Origin of the sequence: Bacillus norwichensis, from assembly GCF_014836955.1 — a bacterium.
Taxonomy (GTDB): Bacteria; Bacillota; Bacilli; order Bacillales; family Bacillaceae_C; genus Siminovitchia; species Siminovitchia norwichensis.
The window spans coordinates 56750-67419 of record NZ_JACSPV010000021.1 but is presented as its reverse complement, the minus strand read 5'-3'; the positions used below and the strand labels follow the sequence as shown (position 1 = coordinate 67419).

Genomic DNA, 10670 nt, shown 5'->3' with positions numbered 1-10670 from the left:
GGTGTATTTTTTTGTTTTTTCAGATGTGCTCCCAACTGCTTAGCAGTAAGGGAGACCACCACATTCAGTATAGAACCATAAAAACTTGGTTAATTGTTACTTGTAAAAAAAAGAAATTACAGTAAGCGTGTTTGAGTTACTCTAAAACTTGAAAAAAGTATTTGACATTGTACGCTATATAATGAAAAAAACTGCTCTAAAAAAGAGCAGCTTTTCCCTTGCCTTACATATTAAATTGGAGGGAAAATTGGCGGTGACTGCGGAGTGATTCCGCCTCCAATGATTGGAGCAATGTAAAATACCCATGCAATGCTTGCAGTTACAATCAGCTTTTTCATTTTCCATCACCTTTCTGCTATTTTTTTATAATAATAGAGTGCCTTATCCGTATCTTTTGTTGAATAATACTTTGCAAGAGATAAAGCAAACTTATTATAATCCTCAATAAAAAAGAATCTTTCTAAATAAGGCAGTACTTTTTCCTCGAGATAGCTCATGGCTTTTTCCTCTTGGTCCTTCAATAAATATTGATAGTGCCGAAAAATAAGCTGTTGTTTCCTCAGTGCACTTGTTTTCGTCTCACGCAATATTTTAGATATATTCCGAAGGGCTTCTTCCTTCTTCCCTTGAGTGATAAGTAATTCCGTATAACTGCAAAGACTCATTAAATGCTCGATATCATTTTTGGCATGCTCCATGGAAAACAAATAGAATTTAAATGCTTCTTCCATCTTTCCTGTCTTTTCCAGAAGTAAAGCATAGTTGTTATACATAGCAGAAGATAGCTCTTTTGCATTGAGAAGATTCATATTTTTAAAAATATAACGATACTGTTCTTCGGCATTATCATACAGTCCCAAATCCGTGTAAGCAATTCCAAGAAGGAATTGCGTATGCAAAATCCTTAAATAGTTGAAGGATTTAGAATACTCCTCCAAAGCTTTGAGTCCATAAGCAACACAACTGCTGCTGTCTTTCAAGGAGCCGAAATCGAAAGCGATGAAATAATAGAGCTCTGCTTTCCAAGGTGAAGGAAGCAAGTCATTGGCTTCAGCCTTCAGCAAAATATCCAAGGAAGGCTTATACTCCCCCTTGATGATTAGAAAAATTGCTTGCAGGTACTCGTAAATTTCTTTTTCCTGTGCTGCAAATGAATTAACAATTTGCTTGATGGTTTCCTGTTCCTTTTCAGCACTGGAATAATCATTGATAAGAAGAAAATATCGATATAGGTATAAATGATATCTCGCTATGTAATTGGAGAAAGTAATGTATTCACGCTGCTCTTGCACACGATGAAAGCATTCTTCCGCACGCTTCTTATCATATGAAAGGACGGCATCTAACAAATCAGAGAGGTCGGCAGCAATAGATTCTGATGCTTTTTGAATCGAGTCTAATGATATGCCCAAACGGTCGAGCAAGAGCATAATCGTTTCTTGATTCACTTCTTTGTTGTAGTTCTCAAACTTGCTTAAATGTGTGACAGAACATATGCCATTGCATAGTTCAGATTGTGTCATATTTCGTAATTGGCGATGGTACTTGATCATTGCGCCGATATTCATTTTCTCCAAATTCATTTCTTCATCCTCTGGACATCCTACTTATATAGATAAATAGTAGCACAATTTGGATAATAAGTCTAATTTTTTCATGAACTTGTAATCTTTGACAATAATAAACTAGTTTCCAATGCCTCTTTTAAATCCGGATACAGATAGTCATAATGCTGGGCGAGGGCTTTTCCTGGAATCACAGGCTGGCCGTTCACAAGCATACTGCTCATTTCACCTAACACGAATTTTAAAACTATTTTAGGAACAGGAAGCCAATGCGGTCTTCTTAAAACAGAAGCAATCGTTTTCCCAAACTCCTCCATCCGCACAGGATTCGGAGCAGTGACATTGAATGGACCTTCGATAGTTGGAGTGTCAATGATGAACTTGATCATCTGAGCAGCATCTTCAACATGAATCCATGACACCCATTGCCTTCCAGATCCTATATTGCCGCCAATGCCAAATTTATATGGGAGCGCCATGAGCGGAAGCGCTCCTCCTCTGCCAAGAATAATCCCGAAGCGTGCAAAGACTGTTCTGACGCCAAGACGGTTGGCTTCAGCCGCTTTTTCTTCCCATTTCTGTACCGTTTCAGCAAGAAAGTCATTGGCATTGCTTATACTCTTTTCGGTAAAAGTGTCCACATCAGACATACCATAATATCCCACAGCAGAAGCGTTGATAAGAACTTGAGGCTTACTCTCCATTGTGTCAATCAGACGGATGATTTCCTCAGTGGTTTTCATACGACTTTTTATAATCTGGTCCTTCTTTTGCTTTGTCCAGCGAAATCCACTAATTGATTCTCCAGCTAGATTAACGAAGGCATCTACATGCCTTAATCGCTCTTCCGGACAAGCACCTTCCTTGAGCCACTCTACGGCTTGTAGCTGATTTGTCTTTAGGATTTCTCCAGCGTTCCTTGTTAAAATCGTCACGTGATCCCCAGCAGCCAACAGCTTTTTCTGTAAAACTTGTCCAAGAAACCCACTTCCGCCAGCAAGAACGACATGCACGTAGACCACTCTCCCTTATAATGAAAATACTTCTTCCACTTTTTCATTTCGATACTTAAACATTTCCTTCATTTCTCTATTCACAATCGGTTGAATAGCAGTCCCTATCAAGCCAAACGGCAAAGCATACTGCAAATAATCCCGGATGTCCGTCCCTTCCTCTTTTCGAAAAAACAGATGCTCATGGCGCCAATAAGCAAACGGTCCTTTACGCTGCTCATCTATGAAACGTTCAAGTTGAGCGACCTCAATTATTTCCCCTTCCCACCTGAAACGTAAGCCCGGGAGGGGAGAAAGGCAATATAAAACTCTTTGGCCTTTGAACATGGAACGAGACGGTTCCTGCATGAAGCGAAGTCTCAGTTTAGGAGGCGTCAGTACAGACAAATTTTTCGGATTGGAAAAAAACTCCCACATATCTTCTATTGGCGCTTTTATCGTCAGGCTGTTCTCTATTGTGTATATCTTCAAGACGCCCCTCCTTTTTCCTTTTATGATGATATGGGATGGATGATGGAAACGATGATTTTAACCGAACATCCTGGTTGCATCACGGCTACAGCTTCATAAAAAATGTGCGGCAGACTTGTTCGGAAGTATGCTCAAGAAGCTCGGAAGCTGACCTCATCGCTTCAGTGAGTGTCATCGGCCTTGTCATAATACTGTGTACACTGACCACTCCATATGGATAAAGACTTTCGATATCTCTTCCAACAGACCCTGCGATGATGATGGTCGGTATTCCCATATCCTTTGCTGTCTCCGCAGCCCTCATTGGTGTCTTGCCGAAGGCTGTCTGGAAGTCTACCTGCCCTTCACCGGTAATTAATAAATCCGCACCTGCCAACCGTTCCCTCAGCTTTGTATAATCCATTACGACTTCCGCACCTTTTTCCGTTACGGATGGAAAAAACGCCTGGAAAGCTCCTCCGATTCCCCCCGCCGCTCCGGCACCTGGCATTTTGTGGAGTTTTACACCTGTTAATTCTTCTATCTTATCCGCCCAATGCACCAGATTTTGGTCCAATATTCGGCCTATTTCTTCTGTTGCTCCTTTTTGCGGACCGAAAACAAAAGATGCTCCATTTTTGCCGACAAGTGGATTCTCAACATCCGAAGCTATGATAAAATCACTCTCGTTTATGCGCGAATCAAAATGTTCTAAAGAGATTTGGTCAACCCGACTCAATTCTCCACCGCCGAAACCGATTTTTTGTTTCTTTTTATCTAAAATGTTCATTCCTAGCGCCTGTAGCATTCCTGCTCCACCATCATTTGTTGCGGATCCTCCAAGCGCTAAAATAAAACTCCTAAATCCTTTCTCAAGCGCATGTTGAATTAATTCTCCCATTCCATATGTAGTTGTTATAAGTGGATTCTGCTCCTGTTCAGGAACTAGGTGCAACCCTGAAGCACTTGCCATTTCAATGACACATGTTTTTCCATCTCCAAGAATGCCATAAAAAGCTTCAACTGGATTCCCTAGTGGTCCCGTTACTGTAACAGCTACTTTCACTCCGTTTGTAGTAGTCACAAGAGTATCCATTGTTCCTTCTCCCCCATCAGCTAAAGGAACAGTGATAGTTTCAGCAGTGGGAAAGGATCTTTTTATTCCTTTTTCAATAGCCAATGATGCCTCAAAGGCAGAAATACTTCCTTTGAATGAATCAGGCGCAATCACTATTTTTATGTCAGCCGCCTCCTCCTAAATCTGTTTATTCTTCTGGTTCAGCTTAGCATAACCTCCAGGCTTCCGCCTCACTAACATCCATGTTCTGCCTGAATCGATTTTTGTTGTGAAAAGGTAAAACTAAAACCCTCGGCTGGTCGAGGGTTTTAGTTTTACCGTTTGCTATTTAGATTTTTTCACCTTGACTTTTGCAGCTTTGCTTGTATTTCCGGCTGTATCCTTTGCTGTTACGGACAACGTAGTACCAGCTTTTTGTTTTTTGATCTTTACCTTGAATTTCCCTTTTGAATCGGCCTTTTTCTTTCCAAGCGATTTTCCTTTATGTTTTACATCAACAACTGCATTCGCTTCTGTTTTACCGGAAACTAATTTGTCCCGATCAGTCACCTGATTAACTTTTGGTACTGCTGGAGGTGTTGTATCCTTAACTGTTACTTTAACTGCCTTACTTTCATTTCCTGCAGCATCTTTTGCTGTCACATGAAGAACTGTACCAGCTTTTTGCTTCTTAATGGCAACCTTAAAATTACCCTTTCCATCAGCTTTTTTCTTTCCTAGTGCCTTCCCTTTATGCTTCACAAAAACCGTAGCACCGGATTCCGTTTTTCCTTTAACTACCTTATCCGAATCGCCTACTGAATTCACCTTCGGTTTAGCCGGCGGGGTTTTATCAATAACAGAAATCCTAGCTTCTTTACTCACTTTTTTGGAAACACTCTCGGCAGTAACTGAAAGCTTCGTTCCAGCCTTTTGTTTCTTAATATTTACCTTGAATCCGCCTTTGCTATCGACTTTAGCCTTCCCTAGCGATTGTTTATTTGTTTTCACAACAACAGTCGTTCCTTTTACCGCCTTACCTGTCACAACCGTATCCCGGTCACTTACCGGATTCACTTTGGGAATATTAGGGATCGGTGTTTCCTTGACAACTACCCTGACAGAAACTGCACCATCATTTGCCACCAATTGCAGAATTTTGTTTCCTTGCTGCGGGCGGATCGGAATGGAAAATGTCCCGTTTTTCTCTGCTTTTCCTTCTGCTATTAAGGTTTCTCCATCTTTTAATTGAAGCTTCGTTCCGCTTATTGCTTTCCCTGAAATCTTTGTATCATTATCTGTAAGCGCATTGACTTCAATTCTTAGGCCATAGGCATTAAAAGCGCTCCAAATATTCAGCCTGCCCCATCCGGATACTTCGTCATACCCCGGCTCCAAGACTCGAGCCGGAAAATCATCGTCATCATCATAATCCGGTTCAAACTCTGGCTCTTCAACTGCAATATCGTCAGCAGTTTCCGTCAAAATCTTTCTGATTTCTTCCCGATTTATGTCCCCATTTTTTGAAAGCAATAATCCGGCAGCTGCAGAAACATGAGGAGCTGCCATTGATGTACCGCTGAGATAAGTGACATTTCCGTTCGGAAGCAAGCTTGGTATATCTGCACCAGGAGCCACGAGGTCAAGCCCCTCTCCATAACTCGAAAAATCAGAAACAATATCAAGTCTGTTTGATGCTCCTACAGCTATAGAATACTTTGACACCGCAGGATAATCCACCATGTCTGCACCATCGTTCCCGCTGGCAGCAACAATAGTCACATTTTTAGATGCCGCGTACTTCAGCATTTCCTCTATGACCCTACTATAAGGTCCTCCCAAACTGAGATTAATAACATCAGCGCCATTATCTACAGCATATTTAATACCAAGAGCAATTTTATCAGTATCCCCACTACCACTGGCATCAAGCACCTTGACTGGCAAGATCTTCGCTTTCGGATGGATGCCTGCCATAGAATAATGATTATCCATTTCTGCTGCAATGATACCTGAAACATGAGTGCCATGCCCTTCATCATCGTATGCATCGTTATCCCGGTTCGCAAAATCATACCCCGGAATAACTTTTTCCTCCAAGTCTGCTAATGTATGATCAACTCCAGTATCCACGACTGCAATAACAACTTCACCCAATTGCTCATTCTTGTACCGCTCATAAAGTTTCGAAAATTGGATATCGGCATTGACCTTTCCATAGTCCTGTCCTGTATTTTTCAATCCCCATTGAGAGTTGAATTGAATATCCGAAGTATTTTTATGATATTTATAAACTGGCTCTGCATATTGCACTTCCGGTAATTCCGCTAAAGCTTCAGCAACTGACTTTGTATCTTTTCCTGCATCGAGAACGAACATATTATTCAGAGTCGTAGTGTTTCCTTTAATCGTTTTGATTGATGCAGATTTAGTTATTCCTATAGCTTTCTTTTGGAATGCAGAAGCTGCTTTCCCACTCTTCAGTTTAACGATGACCCTATTTGGATTCGCCCCCGTAATAGCTAATCCATTATCTTTTAAAATAGTAGAAATTTCTTTTCCTACTAGATGATCGATGCCGACTTCCTTTGCAATTTTCTCAATCTCCACCCTTAGCCAGCCAGGGACATTTTGGATGATCATATCATACAAATCTTTGATGGCAATTTGATCTTCTTTAGTCAAACGATAATTACTGCTATCGCCTTTTTCCACTAGTTCACTAAAAATTGGCTTTAATTTGACCAGGTCATTATAAACTCGATCTTTTATCTTTTTGTCTACCACCATTTTTGTGACAAGGAAAGGAGCCATTTTGTAATATAAAGACGTTAATTGTTGTCCTTTCTCTGTTTTTGACAACAATTCGTCTCTCACTGTCCGGAGTTCTTTTAAAATTTCCACACCCGATGATCGTTTATTTACACTTAATTCAACAGGGCAGGCTTCCTCTGGCATATCAGCTGGGGAAATTGTTTCTCCTTCATAACTAATGTGATATTCGGCTCCCTCCGGCTCTTCAATTTCTTCTTCACCGTCTTCTATCTCTTCAAAGGTTCCGTAATATTCCACTTTAATAAAGTAAGGGCCTTTCCAAGCATGCGGCATATAAATGACCGCTGGGGCCCCTTCGGTGATTTCGGATCTATAGTCATCAAATGTAAAGTCTCTTTCCGCTCTATCTCCATCCGGATAAACCGAAATGCTCCCTTCAAAAGTTCCAGAGACTTCTATTTTCATATGTGAATCTTGTTGAATTTCTTTGTCCGTCGGTTCTAGCTTATACCAATGAGCCTCCCCTGGTTCATTGAATCCCGCTTCCAAAGGCTGACCTTTTCCCAACTGAACCGCTTCATCTGCAGTTGTTGGATTGGCTTGAGTAGCAAGCGGATGCACTGTACTCAGCAGCATCAGCAACACTAGCCAAAAGGCCATATACTTGATTGTCCCCTTTTTCATACAATCACTCCTTCTATTTAATATAGTTGGATTATACGGTAATATAAAATTAATAATAGGTACTTTAGAAACAATTCTGTATTTGTTCACATAATTTTCGAATTTTTATAACAAATGTTATTCAAATGATTGTGTACTGATATAAAACCGCGATTGTTTTGCGAAAGGACTGGCTAGGAAATTCCCACTAATATTTAGCCATTCTTTCAACATGAACAAACCCGGCACTCATGGTGCCGGGTTCTGGTCACATTTCATTCTTTATTGAATATCGCAGGCTTCCGCCAGAACTTCTACTATATGAAGAGCCCTAGCATGTTTTAGACCGCTCCTTTCCACTCCCAGCTTCATTTGCAGTAAGCAGCCGGGATTCGTTGTGACAATTGTCTGGGCAGTCGTTGCCTTTACGTTCTCCATTTTTTCATCCAATATTTTCATAGATTCTTCAAAATGGACGAGATTATAGATTCCTCCTGACGCACAGCAACGATCGCTTCCTTCCATTTCAACAATCGTCGCACCCGGAACTGAACGAAGGAGCTCTCTCGGCTGCTCCGATACCCCCTGGACATTTCGCAAATGGCAGGAATCCTGGTAAGTAATGATTCCGTCCCATTCTTTTTTAAAGGGTAACGGTCCAAGTTCTACAAGGACTTCAGTTATATCCCGTGTTTTTTCCACAAAGGATTTCGCACGCGCTTGCCATTCGGCATCGTCCTTGAACAAGTGGTCGTATTCACGAAGCATTGCTCCGCACCCGCCAGCATTGTTGATAAAAAAGTCAGCGGACGAGGTTTCGAATGCGTAAATATTTGCTTTAGCAAGCTCCTTAGCTTCCTCCATGTTCCCTTGATGAGAATGAAGAGCTCCACAGCAATTTTGACCTTTTGGGATGACCACTTCACAACCAACGCTTTGGAGCAATTCAATCGTCAATCTGTTAATCTTTGACATTACCGCATCCATAATGCATCCTGAAAAAAATGCAACAGTCATTTTTTTAGGACCGCGGGAAGGAAAGACATCTCCGAATCTATAGCGTTTTGAAGGGGACTCCACGGAAGGGAGGATTTTTTCAAACTGCCCCATCGGTTCCGATATTTTACTGACAAGCTTCAGCTTTTGTGCCACCTTGTTTATACCAGTTTTTTGGTAAAGCCAAGTCGCATTACCCAAAAAACGAAGACGGCTTTGATGCGGAAAAAGGTTGTTTAATACTTGGACTCTAACTTTTGCTCCTGAAGAGAGCTTTCTCCGTTCCTCTTTTTGCTGCAGGGCAATAACTTCCCTTGCAGATTCGTAGATTTGACCGTATGGAACATTGACTGGGCACGCGACTTCACATGCACGGCATCCAAGACATAAATCGATTGGTTCCGCAAGATCCTGCTGCAAATCTATTTTTCCTTCAGCAGCCATTTTCACAAGATTAATCCGTCCTCGCGGGGACTGTGCTTCATTGCCCATTGATTCGTAGGTTGGGCATGCAGGTAAACAATATCCACATTGAACACACATATTGGCGGCTTCATATGATAGGTCACGGAGTAATGAAAGATATTTATCTTCTTGATGGCAGATTGATTTACTCATAGTAATGTCACCTTTGTCTGACCTGTCTGTGGAAAAATTTTACCTGGATTCAAAATTCCATTCGGATCCCAAGCTTCTTTAATCTTTTTCATCATCATAAGACCGTCTTGGCCTAATTCCATTTCCATATAAGGCGCCTTCAACGTGCCAATTCCATGCTCGCCGGAAAGGGTTCCGCCAAGTTCAACAGCTGCTTCAAAAATCTCACTGACCGCCTCTTCTACCCGCTTCATTTCTTTGACCTTTCGTTTATCCGTAATAATATTCGGATGAAGATTTCCATCTCCAGCATGACCAAATACAACAAGGTTCAGTTGATATTTATCCCGGATGGCATGCAGCCGTTCCATCATTTTCGGTATTTCGCTCCTTGGAACAGTGGCGTCCTCGGAAATTTTTGTCGGACCCATTTGGGTAATAGCAGGAGACACCATTTTTCTCGCTTTCCAGATGCTCGCCCTTGAAGCCTCATCCTGGGCCACTTTTACTTTTGTAGCATGTTGTTTGAAGCATATTTCCTCACACCGCTTAATCTCTTCTTCAATGGCCGCTTTATGTCCGTCGATTTCAACAATGATAATCGCTTCCGCATCAACAGGCAATCCACTCGGAGTATAATTTTCAACTGCACGAATACAGGCATTATCCATCAATTCCATCGCACTCGGTAAAATGCCCGCAGATAAAATATTCGTGATGGCATGCCCTGAATCGATCAATCGATCAAAAGAGGCCAACAAGGTTTTTCTTGCCTGCGGCTTTGGTATCAGTCTCAAAATCGCTTCCGTCACGATTCCTAGCGTGCCTTCAGACCCTACGATCAGGCGCGTTAAATCATATCCGGTTACATTCTTGACCGTCTTGCCGCCGGTTCGGATTATTTCTCCTGTCGGTGTGACGACCTCTAAACCAATCACATACTCTTTTGTCGTACCATATTTCAACCCTTTAGGACCACTGGAGTTTTCAAGGAGGTTACCACCGATTGTGGAGACATGGGAACTGCTTGGATCAGGTGGGTAAAATAGACCGACAGCCTCTGCCTGTTTATGAATATCACTAGTAATCACACTTGGAGAAACAATAGCCAGTAAATTTTCACGGTCGATGACAAGATGTTTTTTAAATTGCGACATATCCAAAACGATGCCGCCTTTCACAGCCAATGAACCTCCGCTTAAAGACGTAGCTGCTCCTCTCGGATAAACCGGAATTTTATATTCATTGGCCACTTTGATAAGTGAAGCAATCTCTTCTTTATTTTCGGGCTGGACAACCAAGTCCGGCAAATATTCCCCGAATGATGCATCAAAGCTGTACGAATAGCGATCAGCCAGATTGGTTAAAATACGCTTTTGGGGAAAAATGGATTCGACTAACTTACATAATTGTTCTGTTTCCATATGGGGTCACTCCATCTATAGAAAAGTGAATTCTTCACTAGTTATTCATGCAATTATTATTCCAATGTGAAAACGGGCTTTCTTGTGTATATATTATTTCTCACCGAAACATTTTGAAACATATTGTTTC

General features: G+C 41.5%; 7 protein-coding genes. All 7 read right to left on the bottom strand.

What is annotated here, in order from left to right; genetic code table 11:
- Positions 1–344: 344 nt before the first annotated feature.
- The 7 genes from H9631_RS12965 to H9631_RS12935 all read right to left on the bottom strand — a co-directional run bounded on the left by H9631_RS12965 (position 345) and on the right by H9631_RS12935 (position 10540).
- Positions 345–1583 (bottom strand): helix-turn-helix domain-containing protein, encoded by a 1239-nt coding sequence (locus H9631_RS12965; protein WP_191813438.1) that lies wholly within the window; start codon positions 1581–1583, stop codon positions 345–347.
- A gap of 71 nt (positions 1584–1654) precedes the next feature.
- On the bottom strand, positions 1655–2578 hold the full coding sequence (locus H9631_RS12960) for a TIGR01777 family oxidoreductase (RefSeq protein WP_191813436.1): 924 nt from the start codon (positions 2576–2578) through the stop codon (positions 1655–1657).
- 15 nt (positions 2579–2593) lie between these two features.
- Entirely contained in the window at positions 2594–3049 is a 456-nt protein-coding gene (locus H9631_RS12955) for an SRPBCC family protein (protein ID WP_191813434.1), read from the bottom strand.
- 85 nt (positions 3050–3134) lie between these two features.
- Positions 3135–4268, bottom strand: coding sequence for a glycerate kinase family protein (locus H9631_RS12950; RefSeq protein WP_191813442.1), 1134 nt, complete (start codon positions 4266–4268; stop codon positions 3135–3137).
- A 162-nt stretch (positions 4269–4430) separates the two neighbouring features.
- A complete protein-coding gene (locus tag H9631_RS12945; RefSeq protein ID WP_191813432.1) occupies positions 4431–7544 on the bottom strand; it encodes a S8 family peptidase in 3114 nt (1037 codons plus the stop codon).
- Positions 7545–7805: 261 nt separating this feature from the next.
- Entirely contained in the window at positions 7806–9137 is a 1332-nt protein-coding gene (locus H9631_RS12940; RefSeq protein WP_191813430.1) for a (Fe-S)-binding protein, read from the bottom strand.
- The gene (locus tag H9631_RS12935) at positions 9134–10540 is read right to left on the bottom strand and encodes an FAD-binding oxidoreductase (protein WP_191813428.1); all 1407 of its coding nucleotides are present in this window, start codon (positions 10538–10540) and stop codon (positions 9134–9136) included. The genes H9631_RS12940 and H9631_RS12935 overlap by 4 nt, the downstream gene beginning before the upstream one ends.
- Positions 10541–10670 lie beyond the last annotated feature (130 nt).

Excerpts from the sequence above, each read along its gene's own strand:
- H9631_RS12965 (WP_191813438.1), bottom strand. The coding sequence starts at position 1,583 with ATGAATTTGGAGAAAATGAATATCGGCGCAATGATCAAGTACCATCGC.
- H9631_RS12945 (WP_191813432.1), bottom strand. The coding sequence starts at position 7,544 with ATGAAAAAGGGGACAATCAAGTATATGGCCTTTTGGCTAGTGTTGCTG.
- H9631_RS12940 (WP_191813430.1), bottom strand. The coding sequence starts at position 9,137 with ATGAGTAAATCAATCTGCCATCAAGAAGATAAATATCTTTCATTACTC.
- H9631_RS12935 (WP_191813428.1), bottom strand. The coding sequence starts at position 10,540 with ATGGAAACAGAACAATTATGTAAGTTAGTCGAATCCATTTTTCCCCAA.